22 protein-coding genes and 2 tRNA genes are annotated in these 17,442 nt (G+C 37.9%); 12 read left to right on the top strand and 12 right to left on the bottom strand.

Annotated features, from left to right (window positions below; all coding sequences use genetic code 11):
• Window positions 1-29 precede the first annotated feature (29 nt).
• Window positions 30-245, top strand: a complete 216-nt coding sequence (locus AADH04_RS08245) for a hypothetical protein (protein WP_434779753.1) — start codon at window positions 30-32, stop codon at window positions 243-245.
• A gap of 12 nt (window positions 246-257) precedes the next feature.
• On the opposite strand, the gene AADH04_RS08240 is transcribed toward AADH04_RS08245, so the two are convergent.
• The gene (locus AADH04_RS08240) at window positions 258-947 is read right to left on the bottom strand and encodes a 16S rRNA pseudouridine(516) synthase (protein ID WP_434779752.1); all 690 of its coding nucleotides are present in this window, start codon (window positions 945-947) and stop codon (window positions 258-260) included.
• Between the two features lie 127 nt (window positions 948-1,074).
• Window positions 1,075-1,635, bottom strand: coding sequence for a hypothetical protein (locus AADH04_RS08235; RefSeq protein ID WP_434779751.1), 561 nt, complete (start codon window positions 1,633-1,635; stop codon window positions 1,075-1,077).
• 273 nt (window positions 1,636-1,908) lie between these two features.
• Here AADH04_RS08235 and AADH04_RS08230 point away from each other — a divergent pair, with 273 nt between their 5' ends.
• Window positions 1,909-3,390, top strand: coding sequence for a hypothetical protein (locus AADH04_RS08230; protein ID WP_434779750.1), 1,482 nt, complete (start codon window positions 1,909-1,911; stop codon window positions 3,388-3,390).
• Window positions 3,391-3,455: 65 nt separating this feature from the next.
• Here AADH04_RS08230 and AADH04_RS08225 read toward each other — a convergent pair whose 3' ends face one another.
• From AADH04_RS08225 to fur, 4 genes are all read right to left on the bottom strand, one after another.
• Window positions 3,456-4,367 carry a lysine exporter LysO family protein gene (locus AADH04_RS08225; protein WP_434779749.1) on the bottom strand — a complete coding sequence of 304 codons (912 nt, stop codon included), beginning with the start codon at window positions 4,365-4,367 and terminating at the stop codon, window positions 3,456-3,458.
• Window positions 4,368-4,459: 92 nt separating this feature from the next.
• On the bottom strand, window positions 4,460-5,281 hold the full coding sequence (gene dapD, locus AADH04_RS08220) for a 2,3,4,5-tetrahydropyridine-2,6-dicarboxylate N-succinyltransferase (protein WP_434779748.1): 822 nt from the start codon (window positions 5,279-5,281) through the stop codon (window positions 4,460-4,462).
• A 42-nt stretch (window positions 5,282-5,323) separates the two neighbouring features.
• Window positions 5,324-6,049 carry a leucyl/phenylalanyl-tRNA--protein transferase gene (aat, locus tag AADH04_RS08215; protein WP_434779747.1) on the bottom strand — a complete coding sequence of 242 codons (726 nt, stop codon included), beginning with the start codon at window positions 6,047-6,049 and terminating at the stop codon, window positions 5,324-5,326.
• Window positions 6,050-6,469, bottom strand: coding sequence for a ferric iron uptake transcriptional regulator (gene fur / locus AADH04_RS08210; protein ID WP_434779746.1), 420 nt, complete (start codon window positions 6,467-6,469; stop codon window positions 6,050-6,052). It abuts the gene before it with no gap.
• A 142-nt stretch (window positions 6,470-6,611) separates the two neighbouring features.
• Here fur and AADH04_RS08205 point away from each other — a divergent pair, with 142 nt between their 5' ends.
• From AADH04_RS08205 to AADH04_RS08195, 3 genes are all read left to right on the top strand, one after another.
• Window positions 6,612-7,025: an outer membrane protein assembly factor BamE gene (locus AADH04_RS08205; protein WP_434779745.1), complete on the top strand. Its 414-nt coding sequence runs from the start codon at window positions 6,612-6,614 to the stop codon at window positions 7,023-7,025.
• Window positions 7,022-7,834 (top strand): 4-hydroxy-tetrahydrodipicolinate reductase, encoded by an 813-nt coding sequence (gene dapB / locus AADH04_RS08200; RefSeq protein WP_434779744.1) that lies wholly within the window; start codon window positions 7,022-7,024, stop codon window positions 7,832-7,834. The genes AADH04_RS08205 and dapB overlap by 4 nt, the downstream gene beginning before the upstream one ends.
• A gap of 94 nt (window positions 7,835-7,928) precedes the next feature.
• Window positions 7,929-8,753 carry a thioesterase family protein gene (locus AADH04_RS08195; protein WP_434779743.1) on the top strand — a complete coding sequence of 275 codons (825 nt, stop codon included), beginning with the start codon at window positions 7,929-7,931 and terminating at the stop codon, window positions 8,751-8,753.
• Between the two features lie 18 nt (window positions 8,754-8,771).
• Here the strand turns inward: AADH04_RS08195 and AADH04_RS08190 are convergent, their stop codons facing one another.
• The 3 genes from AADH04_RS08190 to AADH04_RS08180 are packed head-to-tail and all read right to left on the bottom strand — an operon-like array spanning window position 8,772 to window position 10,546.
• Window positions 8,772-9,194: a DciA family protein gene (locus tag AADH04_RS08190; RefSeq protein ID WP_434779742.1), complete on the bottom strand. Its 423-nt coding sequence runs from the start codon at window positions 9,192-9,194 to the stop codon at window positions 8,772-8,774.
• Window positions 9,191-9,964 carry an exodeoxyribonuclease III gene (gene xth / locus AADH04_RS08185; RefSeq protein ID WP_434779741.1) on the bottom strand — a complete coding sequence of 258 codons (774 nt, stop codon included), beginning with the start codon at window positions 9,962-9,964 and terminating at the stop codon, window positions 9,191-9,193. The genes AADH04_RS08190 and xth overlap by 4 nt, the downstream gene beginning before the upstream one ends.
• A 30-nt stretch (window positions 9,965-9,994) precedes the next feature.
• Window positions 9,995-10,546 (bottom strand): NADAR family protein, encoded by a 552-nt coding sequence (locus tag AADH04_RS08180; RefSeq protein ID WP_434779740.1) that lies wholly within the window; start codon window positions 10,544-10,546, stop codon window positions 9,995-9,997.
• A 347-nt stretch (window positions 10,547-10,893) separates the two neighbouring features.
• On the opposite strand from AADH04_RS08180, the gene AADH04_RS08175 reads away from it, so the two are divergent.
• The 4 genes from AADH04_RS08175 (at window position 10,894) to AADH04_RS08160 (ending at window position 12,781) form a co-directional block, all read left to right on the top strand.
• Entirely contained in the window at window positions 10,894-11,736 is an 843-nt protein-coding gene (locus AADH04_RS08175; RefSeq protein ID WP_434779739.1) for an NAD-dependent epimerase/dehydratase family protein, read from the top strand.
• A 9-nt stretch (window positions 11,737-11,745) separates the two neighbouring features.
• Entirely contained in the window at window positions 11,746-12,135 is a 390-nt protein-coding gene (locus AADH04_RS08170; RefSeq protein ID WP_434779738.1) for a DoxX-like family protein, read from the top strand.
• Window position 12,136: 1 nt separating this feature from the next.
• Window positions 12,137-12,607 carry a DUF2269 family protein gene (locus tag AADH04_RS08165; protein WP_434779737.1) on the top strand — a complete coding sequence of 157 codons (471 nt, stop codon included), beginning with the start codon at window positions 12,137-12,139 and terminating at the stop codon, window positions 12,605-12,607.
• Between the two features lie 97 nt (window positions 12,608-12,704).
• Window positions 12,705-12,781: transfer RNA gene (locus AADH04_RS08160), tRNA-Met, on the top strand.
• 45 nt (window positions 12,782-12,826) lie between these two features.
• Here AADH04_RS08160 and AADH04_RS08155 read toward each other — a convergent pair.
• Window positions 12,827-13,168 (bottom strand): zinc ribbon domain-containing protein YjdM, encoded by a 342-nt coding sequence (locus AADH04_RS08155; protein ID WP_434779736.1) that lies wholly within the window; start codon window positions 13,166-13,168, stop codon window positions 12,827-12,829.
• A gap of 13 nt (window positions 13,169-13,181) precedes the next feature.
• On the bottom strand, window positions 13,182-14,027 hold the full coding sequence (gene fghA, locus AADH04_RS08150) for an S-formylglutathione hydrolase (protein WP_434779735.1): 846 nt from the start codon (window positions 14,025-14,027) through the stop codon (window positions 13,182-13,184).
• A gap of 631 nt (window positions 14,028-14,658) precedes the next feature.
• Between fghA and AADH04_RS08145 the strand changes: the two genes are divergently transcribed.
• The 3 genes from AADH04_RS08145 (at window position 14,659) to AADH04_RS08135 (ending at window position 16,818) form a co-directional block, all read left to right on the top strand.
• A complete protein-coding gene (locus AADH04_RS08145; protein WP_434779734.1) occupies window positions 14,659-14,904 on the top strand; it encodes a hypothetical protein in 246 nt (81 codons plus the stop codon).
• Between the two features lie 306 nt (window positions 14,905-15,210).
• Window positions 15,211-15,948 (top strand): hypothetical protein, encoded by a 738-nt coding sequence (locus tag AADH04_RS08140; RefSeq protein ID WP_434779733.1) that lies wholly within the window; start codon window positions 15,211-15,213, stop codon window positions 15,946-15,948.
• Between the two features lie 528 nt (window positions 15,949-16,476).
• Entirely contained in the window at window positions 16,477-16,818 is a 342-nt protein-coding gene (locus AADH04_RS08135; protein ID WP_434779732.1) for a hypothetical protein, read from the top strand.
• A gap of 421 nt (window positions 16,819-17,239) precedes the next feature.
• On the opposite strand, the gene AADH04_RS08130 is transcribed toward AADH04_RS08135, so the two are convergent.
• A tRNA-Leu gene (locus AADH04_RS08130) sits at window positions 17,240-17,324 on the bottom strand.
• Between the last annotated feature and the right edge of the window lie 118 nt (window positions 17,325-17,442).

The following is a 17,442-nucleotide window of genomic DNA, read 5'->3' as shown; positions in this document are numbered from 1 at the left end:
TATAGATAAAAAGATAGTCAGGAAAACGTATGCAAAAGCCGAAAATGCCCATTTGGCACGATGATCAAGGAAATAATTTATCTTGTACAGAAAAAGTAAAAGTCATGTCCCAAAATATGGACGAATTGTGGCAAATGCTGCAAGACGCTTATGAAGATGCTTTACTTATGGGGTGTAATGATCAACAAATTAAAATGTATCTAGAAGATATGGTCAAAAGCTTACACAACCCTTATCAAAAATAAGCAACATATATATTATTCTCTTTTTGATACTTGAAGCCATTTTCCTTCTGGTAAGCCATTCAATGAGTACGAGCCAAATTGGGTTCTATGCAGTTTTTCTACTCTATTAGAAGCAGCAGCAACCATTCTCTTAACCTGATGATACTTACCTTCTTGTATTTCTAATGACAATAATCGCTCATGAATCAAAAAAGCCTGCTTTGCCACCGTTAACTGTGTTTCATCTTTTAGCAACACCCCCTGACGCAATTTATCGCAGAACAAATCATCAGCAGGATGTTTTAAAGTCACTTCATACACTTTACTGACATGTCCTTTAGGAGAGGTCATGTCATGGTTAAATTGCCCATCATTGGTGATCAACAATAACCCCGTTGTATCGGCATCTAAACGCCCAACTGCCTGAGGTTTCAATGCACGGATATTGTCAGGAAACAAACTAAACACACTGGGATAAACAGACGGATTATGTGATGTTTCATAATAAGCTGGCTTATGCAAAACAAAATAAAAATAGGGCAATGGTACATGAAGAACCAGCTCATCAAATAAAGATAAATGTTCAACTTCTTCAGAAATCACTTCTGCTTTTGGATCACATAAAACCTTTTGGTTCACACACACAGCTTGTTGTGCGATATAGGCTAAACACTGTTTTTTACTGCCAAGCCCCTGAGATTGGAGATAACGAAATAATTGCATTTAAAACCACTTTATGAACCACATATGCTCGCTCGTATTAACCCTATATTAAAGATATTGACCGAAAACAAACAAAAACATTAACCAAACTGTTGTATTTTGTACATACAACAATCTAAACATTTATTCAAATTTTATAGATCAACTTATGGCAGAAAAGTTGCTCTCCATCAATTAAATGGATGCTTCCCTCTTCTGTACTGGTACGTTCAAAATAATAACGGTTTTGTTTATACTCAATCCACTCAAAAATATCAATATCACCAAGTTTACCAATGATATCTTCAGAGACAGTCACATCTTTTAAAGACAAAGAAACCACTTCTGGCTCCACCGCAACAGAAGGCTGTAAGGTCGCTGGCAACTTTTTATTGTGTAATAACCCCAATGCTCTTTTCCGCAAAGTACGCCTAATCCACCATTTCATCATGGTAATAGGCAAAGGGACTTTAACCACCTGTTTGGTATCTGTCACAACACAGCATATAGAAAATATACAATGACAATGGGTACAACGGGCATGAGCAGCGATATAAAGATGTTCTTCTACACCAGCAGCGATCCCCCTCATATTAGCTGATTCAAGTACCTGACCACATTTCGGGCACGCCTTAGCAAAACGACGAATCGTCACACCATTAGCGAAGGTGTACGGTAAGAAATTGGTTAACAATTTAGGATGGGCCATAAGAAATTGTACATTTATCACACATAATTGTGGTTTTATTGTACATCTAATCAGAATGACATGTTGAATTATTTTGGTTCAAATTAAAATAAGTTATAATTGAAAGGTTACCATATAAAATGGTATTCTTGTCATGTGTCATTGTACCATTCATAAGTCAAGCAACAAAAACATCACTGGTAGACAAAATGACAAAGCTTCACCTGATGCACCCTATTATTTAATGAGATATTGTTTGTGGATAATTACCTATTTTTGAGATATAACTGTGACTTGAATGCAAAAGCTGTTGAGCCTAAGATAGAAAACTATCAAGACTGGCTAGATGGTTTATCTCAAGGGAAGGCACAGGTGTGTGCTGAGCGTTTATTACAATCCATGAATAATTTTAATCGGATTGAAATGGATGTTGCCCAAAGGCACAAAGCATTGATCCAGTATCTGCAAAAAGTCAAACTGATTCTACCAAGTTTAGAAATGGAACTTGAGCGTCAAGAAGGCTTAGGTCACGAAATCACCCGAAAAGCAGTCACCACAATGGTGGCTTTGTATGCAACTTTGTTTCAAGGCTTAAGGATTTGTCTGGCTCAGCGTATCAAAAAGCCACCTTTACTGAATAGAGAACAAAACAAAGTCGAAATTTTGGCGCAAACTTTACAAGCGGCAAAAGAAGTGCTGATTTTGTCAGGCAAGTACCATGTCGTTTTCCCTAAAAATGTGTGGTTACTGTGCCATAATATCTTTACCTATATAGAACACGAAAAATTACAAACCAAAACCCATAAAAACTATCCACCATTAGAAGTACTTTATACCCATATTATTTTATTGGGGATGATTCCACAAAGTAGAATGAATGCCTCTGCTTTTGATTGGTTATACACACAGCTATTCCAATTTGCGCCTAAAGTAAAAATATTGCCCATAGAAGGCTTGGTACAAAAAAATCCAGCAGGTTTTTACTTTGATAGAACAACTGATTTTGCCCCTAGATTCTTCTCTAAAGCCCCAATCAACGACAAAGCAAACTGGCGCAAAGTTGACTGCCAAGTCATCATAGACAACTTCAATAACACCATTGAAGAACAAGATAATCTAGGTAAAGCATTTGCAGACGATGTTGTCTTAATGAGACTGATTGTTTTAGAGTGGTCATACACAGCACATCGCCGTACTTCAAGAACCAAAACGCAAGATCCTGTTTGGTTACAAAGCAGAATCGGTTCTGTATGGGAGCTGCTAAACAATCGAGATTGGCATCCAGGTGATGTATTAGTTGGCGGGCGCTTTGCTACCCACCCAGCACTCATGACCCGAACAGACATCAGCAACACAGGCTATAAAATCAGTGGCGACCCACAAGGCGCTTGTATGCAAATTGGGGAAATTGTCGTTACCCGAGCAGAATCAGACCCAAACTGGAGCTTAGGTGTTATTCGCTGGTTGATGATTGAAGCAGACGCAGAAACCATTGACTGTGGTATTGAGCACTTTACTTATGAAGCCAAAGCAGTTGAAGTCATGCCTGTCATTGGCAAAGGGAATTCTTACTATATGCCGGCCTTGCAACTACCTGCCCAACCTAAATTAGGTAAAGGCCCTTCATTGGTGTTAACAGGCCGTGTCTTTAGTCGTCTAAGAGAATTTAAAATTAAAGATACAGAAGGTAATGAACGCTTAGTCAGATTATCGCGTTTAACCCTACAAACGCCTTTTTATCAGTTTGTTGAATTCCTGGACAGTGCTGATTTATAAAACTCTTTTCAATAAAAAGCCTGATAAGCGTGTACATACTTATCAGGCTTTTTATTTTTTACAACTTATTGCGTAAACAAAATCATCAAAATGGGTGAACAGATATTCACAATCAACCCAAAACTAATGGCAATTGGTACGACAGCCATACCACCTGAGCGTTGAATAACAGGTAAAGTAAAATCCAATGATGTTGCTCCGCCAATGCCAATAGCGGCACAAGGCCTTTTCACCATAAGGATTGGAATAAAAGCCAAAGCAAAAAACTCTCTGATTAAATCATTAAAAAAGGCTACACTGCCCAACACTGGCCCAAAAGCATTTTGGATCACAATACCAGAAAGACTATACCAACCAAAACCAGAAGCAATCGCCAATCCTTGTTTGATAGGCAAACCCAAAATTAAAGCAGCAATCATACCGCCTAATAAAGAACTGAGCATAAACCAACAAGCAGTCATTGTGCCCTTTTTGTTCAATAACGCACTCCTTAAAGGAATACCATTATTACGCAATTGTACGCCCACAAAAAAGAGTAAAAGCATCAATACATAAGTGCTATTGTGATGATCTGGTAACCATTTTTGTGGCACAAACATGCCAAGTAAAAAACCCAACAAAACAATCAAAACCAATTGAGATGAAGACAAAATCATACGCCATATCGATGTAGATTGCCCTTGTGCGCCGTTTTGTTTAATGGGGCCAATTTTTTTATCGTATAAAGACAAAACCAAGATATTACTCAAATTAATGACCAACACAAAACAAACGACATACCCCACAATTGTGCTTAATTTTTTTGCTAAATCAGGTACCTGTGCCAACCCCAGCCCCATCAAAAACAAAATAAAATAGACAAGAAAACTCAATAGCTTATCAACGATCCGATGCATCCATACACGTCTAACCTGAAATAGATAGCCAATAAATAAAGGCGCCAATATCAACAACAAATCCCATAAACCACTAAACATATCAACTTCTCGTTCACTCTAAACTTAAATTGTAATCAGACAATAAAAAGCAGCCTAATTTAAGGCTGCTTTTTATGATAAAAGTCAAAAAACTAAATACCGCGCAGCAGCTCGTTGATCCCTACCTTACCACGTGTTTTCTCATCCACTTTTTTCACAATCACGGCACAATATAAACTACATGAACCATCTTTTGACGGTAAACTGCCAGAGACCACAACAGAACCTGCAGGCACACGGCCATAAGTGATTTCGCCTGTTTCTCGGTCATAAATTTTGGTTGACTGTCCAATGAATACCCCCATTGAAATGACACTATGCTCTTCAACGACCACACCTTCAACAATTTCAGAACGTGCGCCAATAAAACAATTGTCTTCAATAATAGTAGGTGTCGCTTGTAAAGGTTCTAGAACCCCGCCAATCCCCACACCACCAGACAAATGAACATTTTTACCAATTTGCGCACACGAGCCCACGGTAGCCCATGTATCCACCATGGTTCCTTCATCAACAAAAGCACCAATATTCACAAAAGAAGGCATCAAAACTGTATTTTTAGCAATATAAGAACCTTTTCTGACCACAGCACCAGGTACCGCTCTAAAACCTGCCTGAGCAAAATCAGCAGATTGCCATTGGTCAAATTTAGTGGGTACTTTATCAAAATAACGATTGACCCCATCATCCATCAATACATTATCTTGTACCCTAAAAGACAATAAAACGGCTTTTTTCACCCATTCATTCACCACCCATACACCATTTTGCTTTTGGGCAACCCGTAATGAACCGTCATCCAAAGCTTTAAGAACCGTATTAATCGCACTGGCTAAAGTTGGATTAACCGTACTTGGGGTAATATTCGCTCTGTCTTCAAAAGCCAATTCTATAGTTTCTTTTAGTTGTTGCATATTTCATTTCCTTTTCACTTAACTTGAGAACATTACCTATTCTTAATGAATGTTCTCATACAAAATACCTGAAGTAATTGGCTGTAATAATGGTAAAACACTATTGATCGCTAGTTGCTGTTTGAACACAGAAAATTCAATTTCACTTGCACCAAAACGGGCTAAATGATCCGTATACATCTGACAATCAATCAAAGCCACACCACTATTTCTTAAAAAATCAACCGCATGAACAAATGCAATTTTAGAAGCATTATCCACTAGAGCAAACATAGACTCACCAAAAAAAACTCGTCCTATTTGTACCCCATATAATCCGCCGAGCAACTGATCATTTTGCCAATACTCAAACGAATGCGCATTACCATGAAGATACATCTGCCGATAAGCGTCTTCCATCTCTGCATGAATCCAAGTGCCATTTTGCCCTTTTCGTTTTTTTTGCGCACAACAGGCAACCACCTGCTCAAAGGCACAGTTGACCTTGACACAATAACTTTGAGAGCGAATAGACTTTTTTAAAGAGCGACCGACATACAACTCTTGTGGATACAAGACCATTCGTGGTGATAAAGCCCACCAACAAATTGGATCTTTTTTATTATACCAAGGAAATATACCTAAAGAATACGCCACCAATAACCGCTCATAAGACAAATCTCCCCCAATTGCCACTAATCCATCCCGATAGGTGATTGCCTCATCAATATCTGGAAAATCCAGCCGATTTTCATCAAGCAATGGCGGAAAAATTCGTTTGTCGATCATTTAAGATTTTTTCTGGCACACCTTACAAACACCATATAAATATAAAGCGTGATCCATGATTTTATAGCCCTTTTCGTTGGCTATTTTTTCTTGTAAGACTTCCAAGTCATGATCAAAAAATTCAGTTACTTTGCCACACTGAATACAAACCAAGTGATCATGATGCGAACCTTTATTAAGTTCATAGACCGCTTTACCTGTTTCAAAATGATGTTTCACCAGAATTTCTGCCTGCTCAAATTGAGTCAGCACACGGTAAACCGTTGCCAATCCAACATCAAAGCCCTCATCAATCAACATACGGAACACATCTTCCGCTGTTAAATGTCCGTTTCGTTTGTTCTCAAAAAGCTCCAGAATTTTCAGCCTTGGTCCTGTAACTTTCAAGCCATTGTCTTTTAAATGTGTAATATGATTCATAGAAATCGTACTCAAATATGAATTAAAGGTTATAATACCGACTTTTAATAGCCTTGCCCACCCAAAAAAGAGTTTTTAACCGTTTTGGTTTATTTTTGGTTCACACCAAACAAGCAAGAATGATTGCAAAAGGTTATACACCGTGAAAAAATTAATTTTTATTATTATCTGTACTTTAACACTAGCCGCTTGTAATAGCCACCGTGTTTCTCAATTTCCGTCCTATAAGTTGACGATTGAACAAGGAAATGAACTTGATCCACAAGCCTTGTCTCAACTTCAAGCAGGTCTTACCCGGAATCAAGTTAGAGCCTTACTTGGTTCGCCATTACTCACGGATATTTTTCATGCCAACCGTTGGGACTATGTTTTCATGATCACCCGCAATGGTGTTACCAAAGAGCAAAGGAACCTCACCATTTTCTTTGACAATGATATGGTCAACCGATTTGAAGGGGATGCATTGCGTGAATTGGCAAAAGAAAGCAAACAAGACCAACAAACAGAAAATGAACAAGCCCAAAAAGAAGCAGTAGAGGATGAACACAACAAATGAGTACATTAAAAGTAGCCATTGTTGGCGCCAGCGGTAGAATGGGTCGAACACTGATTGAGGCAACCCAAGCCCATCCTAGCTGCCAATTAACTCATGCCATTGATCAACCTGACAGCCCCTATATTGGTCAAGATGCTGGTTTGTTTATTGGCAAACCAACCAATGTAAACATTCAAACTGATATTGAACAGGCCATAAAAGAAGCAAATGTGCTTATTGATTTTACCAGACCACAAGGCACACTTGAGCATCTGGCGCTTTGTACACAGTATCAAACCAATATCATTATTGGCACAACAGGTTTTGACGAAGCGGGCAAACAAGCCATTCAAAACGCAGGGCAAACTATTGGGGTAGTTTTTGCCCCCAATTTTAGTATTGGGGTCAATTTAAGCTTCGCATTATTAGACATTGCAGCAAAAGTATTGCAACCTGACTACGACATCGAAATCATTGAAGCACATCACCGTCATAAGATTGATGCGCCTTCTGGCACAGCTTTACGCATGGGCGAAGTGATTGCTCAGGCAACCAATCGCAACTTAAAACAATGTGCTATTTATGGTCGAGAAGGCGTAACAGGCGAGCGTGATCCTAATACGATCGGTTTTAGCACAATCCGTGCAGGAGATGTTGTTGGAGACCATACAGCCTTATTTGCAACCGATGGCGAACGTTTTGAAATCACCCATAAAGCATCAAGCCGCATGACCTTTGCTTCAGGTGCTGTGCGTGCAGCCCTATGGTTGGGCACACAAAAAGGTGTTTTTGATATGCAAGATGTATTGGGATTAAAAAATTTAGGCTAATTACCCCATTAATTATCGTTACCGTATAAAGGGCTCATCATTTTTACCATGATCAGCCCTTTTATTTATTCAATACATAGATAGGCATATTGTTATGAGTAGACGTTTATCAATCGATATTCCACTAACCACTTTATTTACCACACAAATCCCCGTTTGCATCAGTGACATTAATTATGGTCAACACCTTGCTAATGATGCTGTTTTACGCTTAGCCCACGAAACCCGTTTACGTTTTTTACATACATTAGGTTACAGTGAAACAGATATTGAAGGCACAGGATTGATTATGACTGCCGCCCAAATACAGTATATCAATCAGGCATTTCATGCCGACAGTTTACAGATTACATTAAGCTTGACCAATCAAAGCAAAATTGGCTTCGATTTGATCTATCATTTTTTTAATCAAACCAGACAAGAAGAAACAGCCCGAGTATTGACCAGCATGGCTTTTTTTAACTATAAAACCCAAAAAGTCAGTAAAGCGCCTGAACGATTTTTTCAACAAACCGATCAGCTTGCCACATCCGCCACCATTCGTTGTGCCGCTTTAGTTGAACTGGATAAAGACAACAAACAATTACTGGTTGTGCGCGTACGAGACAACCCTTTGTGGTATTTACCTGGTGGCAAAATCGAGGCAAACGAAACCCCGAAACAAGCATTAATCAGAGAATTAAAAGAAGAACTGGATATCCAACTCATTGATCAGAGCATTCATTATTTGACCACCATTCATGCACCAGCCTATAAAGAAAAAGCACAATTAGAGCTTATTTGTTTTACTGCAAATTGGCAAGGCAACATAACCGCTTGTGCCGAAATTTCAGAAGTATGCCCACAACCCATAAACCATACTCATTTATTTGCCCCAGCAGTTATACAACTGATTAAAGAACAATGTCCTTTTGATTAAAAAACACCCTATAGTAAATTATTTTGAATGAGATAAAGCCAAACGAGACAAGGCTTGAGCCAATTCTGGATGATGGCTTAATTTTTCAGAAGCAGACAATAGCTGAGTTTGGGCTTCTTGCCCCAAAACAGCCTTTTTATACTTGGCATGCACATGTTCTTGTGGCGAAACTTTGACAAGAACCTTAATAATACGCGCATCCATCCCCTGTAATTGTGGAACCAAAGCAGGCATAATCATTTTTAAACGAGAAGCCACCATAGCATTATGGGCAAATACCACCAATGCCCCTTGCTCATTCACACAGGAAATCTGGTAAAAATCAGCTAAATTAAGCGGCAACATCTTTTTAACTTGTAGCTCTAATCTTTGCCAAAGTCGCACTTGTTGGGTTAAAGCGTTTAACCGTTGATCTTTCTTACTTAAATGAGATAAATTCATTCTTTTTCCAGATAGGCTGTCACAGGGGCATGATCACTGGGACGCTCCCATGCTCTAGCCTCAGTATCCACCACAACTTTTTGGACAGATCCGATTAAAGGGTTGGAAACCAAAATATGATCAATACGCATACCCAATTTCCGTTTGAACATATTCATGCGGTAATCCCACCAAGTATACTGTGCTTCTTGTGGATTTAATTGACGCAAACTGTCATTTAAACCCAATGCCAACAACTGATTAAACCATGAACGCTCTTCAGAAGAACACAAGACCTTTTCATGCCATGCTTTAGGGTCATAGACATCTAAGTCAGCAGGGGCGATATTAAAGTCCCCCAATAAAATAAGATTAGGATACTGTTTCAATGCTTCTGCAACATAATGAGTTAACGCAGCAAACCATTTTGCTTTATAAGCAAATTTGTCGCTACCAACCGCTTCCCCATTAACACAATACACATTAATCACACGAGTTTGCCCAAATGTTGCCGCAATCACCCGCTTTTGTTCATCATCAAACTCTGGAATGCCACACACAATATCCTGTGCAGGTGTTTTACTGATTAAAGCCACACCATTATACGTTTTCTGCCCAAACCAAGCTGCCTGATAACCTTGTTCCATCAACGCCGCTTCAGGAAACTTATCATGATCCAATTTTAATTCTTGTAATGCCAAAACATCTACCTCTTGGTGTGCTTGCAACCATTGCAAGACATGGGGCAAACGCACATTTAAAGAATTGACATTCCAAGTTGCAATATTCATAAAAAACCTTTAACACAAAAAATAACGACACTACCCTAATAACTGGGCTCTAACACGCATAATAGCAAAACCCATTAAGTTTTGCCCCTTCCAAAGCAGAGGATTGACAATTCTTGGGTCTTCTTCCACCAAACCAACACCCCATATTTTATCAACAGGGCTCGCTTCCACCAAAATTTTATCATTCGTTTGCAAAAGGTAATCTTTTAATAAAGCGTTTTGTGAAAACTTATGAAAATTACCTTCTTGTACAATACGTTCACGGTGTGTTTTCCATATTTTTTCATCAAAACCTGACACCTCTCTGCCTAACTGTTTAGCAACTGACGGATGATCTGCTTCTATCACCTTTTGATGGGTCTGATGATCTTGAAACAATAAAGCCTTTTGCGCCATCATCCAATGTTCTGCTGTTGGGTAACACACACCATCAACCGTAAAATTTGCCACAAACCACTGGCTTAAACAATTTTGGTTAATGTCAACACCAGGGGTGTCTCCTCCCCAAAAGAATAAAAAATGCAAACGGCGCTTTTGACTAAAAGCCGCTTTTAAATCAGAAAGGCAATAGTAACTCGTCATTTCCCTACCCCTTTTTTAGATCATCAATCAAGTTTAACATTTTTATGGTGTGCCTCAAAGCATCCACCAAACAGAAGCAACTGAGCTTAAGCTACACACTTATTTTTATCAAAAGAACAACGCCTATTAGTCAATTTGGCACCTAGCATGAATAATAATCCATCTGCGTATTATTCATCATACCCTGTTATTTCAATTAATTTATTATTTTCAATCAATATTTTTATTTAAGCCATATTAAACGACAAGGCTCTATCTTCATTGATGTATACAAACATTATTTTCGTAATTTCTCTATTGACAGAAATTACGAAAATATAGAAAATAAAAAGAGGAGAATAAAAACCATGAATCGAATTCTAATATTAGGGGGTACTGGATTAATTGGGCGGCAACTTAACCTTGCCTTATCTGAATGGGCAACCGTCACCATAAGCAGCAGACACACACAAGAATGTCCACTTAATTTAGAACAGCTACCCAAAAATTTAACCCAGATGCTCAGCCAATTTGATACGATCATCAATGCAGCAGGTATTGCGCCAGCCTACCCCAAACAGCAACAATACCGCATCCATTACGATGCAATAAAAACCATCGCCCAAGCAGCCATCCAAGCAAAAGTCAGCCGTTTTATTCAAATTTCCGCACTCAGCCAAGCCCCTTGTGTAGACAGTGCTTATTTAGACAGCAAATACAAAGCAGACCAATACTTACTCTCCTTACCCATAAATACCTGTATCTTACGCCCCTCACTTGTTTATGCACCAAACGGTATCAGTACCCGTTTATTTAAACTCTTAGCACAAAGCCCTATTTGGTGTTTACCCCAGCAAACAGGCATCATTAACCCCATACATATCCTTGATGTCATCAAGTTTATCGAATATACCGTGGCACACCCAGAACTCAAGGGTATTTTTGACATAGCAGGGCATCCACTGACATTTGAACAATACTTAACTTTACTGAGTAACTGGCCAAAAGCCCATATCAGTTTAAAAGTATCCGATGCCTTTATTCAACAAAGCCTACGCTATCTCAAATACCTGAACCCACAGCTCATCAGCCAAGAAAGTTACCGACTCTTGCTCGCAGGCAGCACCAGTGAACAAAAAACCATTGAAAAGTATCTGCAAAGGCCCCCTATTGCAGCCACAGATTTTGCCCAATACGACAAAACACTTTAGGAGAACATCATGTCATCCAAACCTCTAATCCAACAAATTGACCAGATAGGTCGTTACAGTGTTGCCATTATTTTTATTTGTGCTGGGCTGATTTCATTTATTTGGAACGATCACACCCTAGCCATCAATAAGCTCACTCCACTTAACTTATCACCCGTTTCGACCCATTTTCTATTTTATGGCCTGATTGTTATGGATATATTATTTGGGCTATTACTGCTGTTCACAAAAAACCCCATTATCCCCATTTTATGTTTTTGTATTGTTACCGGCTACACCTTAGTAATCAGTTTCATTATGCCTTCCCTATTGCTTGATCCATTTGGCATCTTACTTAAAAACATCCCTATTTTAAGTTGGCTGATCACACTCATCCTTATTCAAAAAGAAAGGGCATAAAATGGATTATCTTATTCTTAAAACCATTCATATTCTCTCATCAGTCATTATGGTTGGCACAGGCTTCGGTAGCGCGTTATACATGTTTTGCGCCAATCGCTGGGGCAACTTAGAACAAAAACGATTCGTTAGCCAGATGGTTGTGATGGTGGATTGGATCTTCACCACACCCTCCGTCATTATTCAACCATTAACAGGCTATTTAATGATGAGACAAGCTGGTTTTGGCTTTCATGACCCATGGTTACAAAACGTACTATGGCTTTATATCCTCGTTGGCTGTGCTTGGATCCCTGTGGTTTGGATACAAATAAAAATGAGTGCCTTAACACGCATTGCTGTGCACACGCAAACCACTTTAAACCCCGTTTACACTATTTATCAAAAAGTGTGGGAAACGCTCGGTTATATTGGTTTTAGTGGCACAATGGCGATTTTTTATATTATGACCACCAAACAAGCATTATGGTAAACATACAATGTGTGGGGAAAAAATGGCGGTTTTGATACAGAAAAACAACATTCAATAGTTGACAAAACGAATGCAAATAGCTATATTACGTCCTCTTGGCGAATTAGCTCAGTTGGTTAGAGCGACGGAATCATAATCCGCAGGTCCGGGGTTCGAGTCCCTGATTCGCCACCAGAATATAGAAGCCTTTCACAATGTGAAAGGCTTTACTTTTTCAAGCTAAGCTTTCTTTAAAAACTCTGACTTTAACTGTAAACTGATACCATCTACCTTACAATCAATATCATGGTCTCCCTCAATAATGCGAATCCCCTTAACCTTAGTACCCTTTTTGAGCACCAAAGAAGAGCCTTTTACCTTTAGGTCTTTCACCAAAATCACACTGTCACCATTAACCAGTACATTTCCATTGGCATCTTTAACCGTTTTTTCCGTTTCACCTTCTAAAATAGCCTCATCATTTGCCGACCATTCATGTGTGCAATCAGGGCAAATATATTGAGAACCATCAGGGTATGTATTTTCCATGCCACATACTGGACATGTGGGAATATGATCCATTGTCTATCCTTTTTTATTCAAATAAATACTGAGCATGAAAACGCAAATGCTCTTCTATAAACGAAGCCACAAAATAATAACTGTGATCATAGTGTTCTTGAAAACGAACCGTAATCGGCCAGTTTTTTTGTTGTGCCACTTGTGCAAAAATTTTTGGTTGTAAACTAACTGGCATTAAAGGGTCTGCCAAGCCTTGATCAACCAATATCGGTAACTGATTTTCAGCCACAGCATGTGCCAACAAATAGCAACTGTCATATTGTTGCCATGCTTGTTCATCCGAGCCTAAATATTGGCTGAGCATCGCCCGCCCATTTTCTGTTTGCGTTGGATTAACCACAGGGGCAAAGGCAGAAGCCGAACAAAATCTTTTAGGGTGACGCAATGCCATCATTAACGCACCATGCCCGCCCATAGAATGCCCTGCAATAGATTGCTTTTTTTGTGTTGGGAAATGCGCATGAATCAAATCAGGAAACTCCTGGCTGATGTAATCAAACATTTGATAATGCGCTCGCCAAGGCGCTTGCGTTGCATTGACATAAAAGCTGGCACCTTGCCCAAGCCTTTCTGACTCATCATCTGGCACATGTGCTCCACGTGGGCTGGTGTCTGGTATGGCCAAAATCAATCCAAGTTCAGCAGCAACTCTTTGTGCACCTGCTTTAAAAGTAAAATTTTCATCAGTGCAGGTTAAACCAGACAACCAAAACAACACAGGACATGCTTGTTGTTTGATTTGTGGCGGCAAAAAAAGTGAAAACTTCATGTCACATTGCAATGTTTCAGATGCATGCTCAAAACGATACTGCTCACCTGAAAAACATAAGTGACGTTCTAACTCAATTAAGAGAGACATAATAATATGCTATTTAAAAAAATAAGCCTTAAAGTATACCCTGTATCAGCTGTTTTGTCTGATACCATCATTTAAGCGATTAAAAAGTTGAAGATGAAACGAACAAAAAAAGTGGCAAGCTGGGAGGCTTGCCATAAATCCATCGGAAGAACAACTACAGGGAAACTATAAAAGTAAAGACTTTTGACTGACCTACTTTCGAGTTGAATTAACTATACATTAAACGATAATGATTATCAATAACATTTATAGAAAAATTTATAAGAAACTGAAAAATAAGGGAATAAAAAAATATCAGATATAAAAAGCCCATCCAGAATCAACCAGATGGGCCTGTATCATGCGAGAAATTACAGTATAGCCTTATTTATTAGAGTAAAAAACATTATTGTTTATAAAAAATTTTCATATTCTTAATATAAAATAATATAAGATCACACCATATACCCAATAAATATAAATTCATATATTTAATTAAATAATTTTTTAATTAATAAAACACATTATTCCCCAAAATACGACTCATATTTAAAATTTCTATCATTTCCTTACCAGACTTTACAGAGTCGACCAGACCATTAACATTCAAATGAGGTATATTAGCCCTTAATTTATCAATAGGAGGTTTATTATGAAAAAAAATAATTTAATCGTTTTAATGTTATTCGGGGTAACCAGTTTATCCTATGCGGGTACCGCAAAATACCCGCATGAGCAAACAGCAAGCAATCGTTATCATAACCAATGCTATAACGCCAAAGGCAAAGTTGGCAGTTGCAGAGCAGCCAAACTAGAATGTAAAAAAATAGCCAACTCAAAAGAGCGTGGTTTATGTTTTTCAAAAGTGAGAAATGTAAAGTCTGGAGCTTATCGATAAGAACCCCAAATGCATCAAACCATAAAATCCCCTTAACTACTTAAAGGGGATTTTATTTTAAACATTCACCCAATAGGCATATACCACAATGAAACCGCTCACAAATATAAAATAAGCCAGTTTACATGCTTCTTGCACAAGCCTCTTTTATGCGACTTTGATTCTGTCACCCTAAATTAAGTTGATCTTTCACTTTCCACCATTTAAAATCAGCCACAATATTTAAGTTTTATTTAAAAGTTAAATATTTAGTCTAAACTTGAGCCAATATCGTTGCATCAGCACTCAAACATAACTGGACCCAATATGGATTATTTTGATATTTACGCCGCCCTGATCTTTTTAGGCACCATCATCATCCTAACTGCGTTATCCCTTATTGGCAGAGAAATGGCCAAAAGGAACAAAGTCAACAAAGAAGATGCTTTACTTAATTTAATTTTAAACACCGTACTTTCTTTTCTGGCATTACTGTTAGGTTTTTGCATGTCCATTGCCATATCTGGGTTTGATGAAAGCCAAGCGGCGGAAAGAAACGAAGCTTTAGCCATACAAAGTGCCTATATGTATGCAGATTTACTTGGCGAAAAAACACCAAGCGCCCAAAATATGATCAAAGAATACTTAGACTTAAGAATTCAATACTACAAAGATGGCGACAGCACAATCAATGAACACTCACAACAACAGCAAATGTTGCTTTGGCAGATTGTGGCAGAAGAGCTGAACAAACATAACCCAGCGCCCATCAATTCGACCCTTGATGCCATTAATCATATGATGACAACACAAAAAATAGCCGTTTCATTATGGGGCAATACCGTGCCCATACTGGCTTGGTTTATAATCTATTTTTTAGCAGGCATTGCCTGTGTGATTTTGGGTTGTAATATAAAAATTCACAGACATATTTTGGCTTATTGCATTTTCCCCATTATTCTGTCTACTGCATTTTTTATTATCCAACAAATCGACAGCCCTGGGAAAAGCCTTGTTAAAGTGAGCACCAAAGACTTAATCAATTTAGCTCAGGAAATCAAATAAAAATAGTCCACATAAAATTAAGAGCCATATAAAACAAGCTAATAAATATAGAGAAAAATAAAGCTTCTCAAAAAAGAGAAGCTTTATTTTTGTTCTGCCTAGGGTCGGACTCGAATCAACACACCTTACTGATGAGGATTTTTATTTCACAAAATCATTAAATATCAATAATTCAAACACAAAGCACTCTTGTACATTCAAAAAAGCCAAATTTTAATTTTTAAAAATCAAAAAACTAAAAGTAAAGTGTGGGAAAATTTTAATCCCAAATCTTAACCAGCTTAAATTCTCAACAGTAATCGACAATAGACTAATAAATACGCTCAAATGAAAAAAACTTCAGCAGTTTTTTATTTTGTAATTAGTTATAGTGATACATACACTAATGTGCTCATATAACAGTATTAAAGGGTATCCAAACATATAGGACTTTTAAACAATATTTCCCAAAAAAAATTAATAAATTTTTAATTTATCTTTTTTTGTTATATTATATGTTATAGGATTTTTATTTAAGGAGGATTTATTATGAAACGACCTATAGCTGTAGGGTTTATATGTTTATTTTTATCTAATTTTTCAATGGCAAATGCAGTAAAAAACTATGTTGAGGGGGCTGCATGTGAGACTTACCTCTGTTTAGGAGGTGCAGTATTGACGGGGGAAGGGGTTAAAACATGTCTTCCAGCTATGCGTAAATTTTTTGATATTCGATTCTATTCACAAAGAGGTTTTGAGCCTCAAATAACACAAGGACTTCGTGCTGTTTATTTAGAGTCATGTAAAACATCAGATAAAAAATTAGCACGAGCCGTCTTATTAAAGTTTGGAGATCAAGAATATTTAAATATTCCAACGTCTAATTTTTAATTATCATACAAGCAAGCACTTCAAAATCTACACAATCGAAGGCATGTCTATGCTAGGCATGCCTTACCTTCTTTATCTATTGTGCGATTATTTGTTACATTCATTTTCGACGCTTTGAGTGCTGTCTAAATACATTGAACTACACTTAAAACCTATTTCTGAGCAGATCACACCATCGACTAACAATAACACAGCAAAGACAATACCCTTATTGTCCACCATTCCAAACCTTTACTTAAATAATCTCAATATCGTAATATTTTTCAAAGTCATGTCTTTTTACTGCCAGCAAATCTATAACTCAGCATAATGTAAGCAAATCAGAAAAAAAGAACAACTACATAGTATATATATGGGGAAAGTATAAAAACCTAGAAAAAGAAACAAAAAAAGCTTCTCTTTTTGAGAAGCCTAATTTTTGTGGTGCCCAGGGTCGGACTCGAACCGACACACCTTGCGGCGGGGGATTTTGAGTCCCCTGCGTCTACCAATTTCGCCACCTGGGCAGGCATGTAAGAGCGCTATTATAACTGAGTTTTGGTTTAAGTAAAGTTTTTTTATTCAGAATAAACAACCTAAAATGAATATCAGCACTATTTTCAGCAAATAATCAACAACCAATGC

The organism is Neisseria sp. Ec49-e6-T10, from assembly GCF_051132615.1.
Taxonomy (GTDB): domain Bacteria; phylum Pseudomonadota; class Gammaproteobacteria; order Burkholderiales; family Neisseriaceae.
This window is presented reverse-complemented; position numbering and strand designations above follow the sequence as displayed.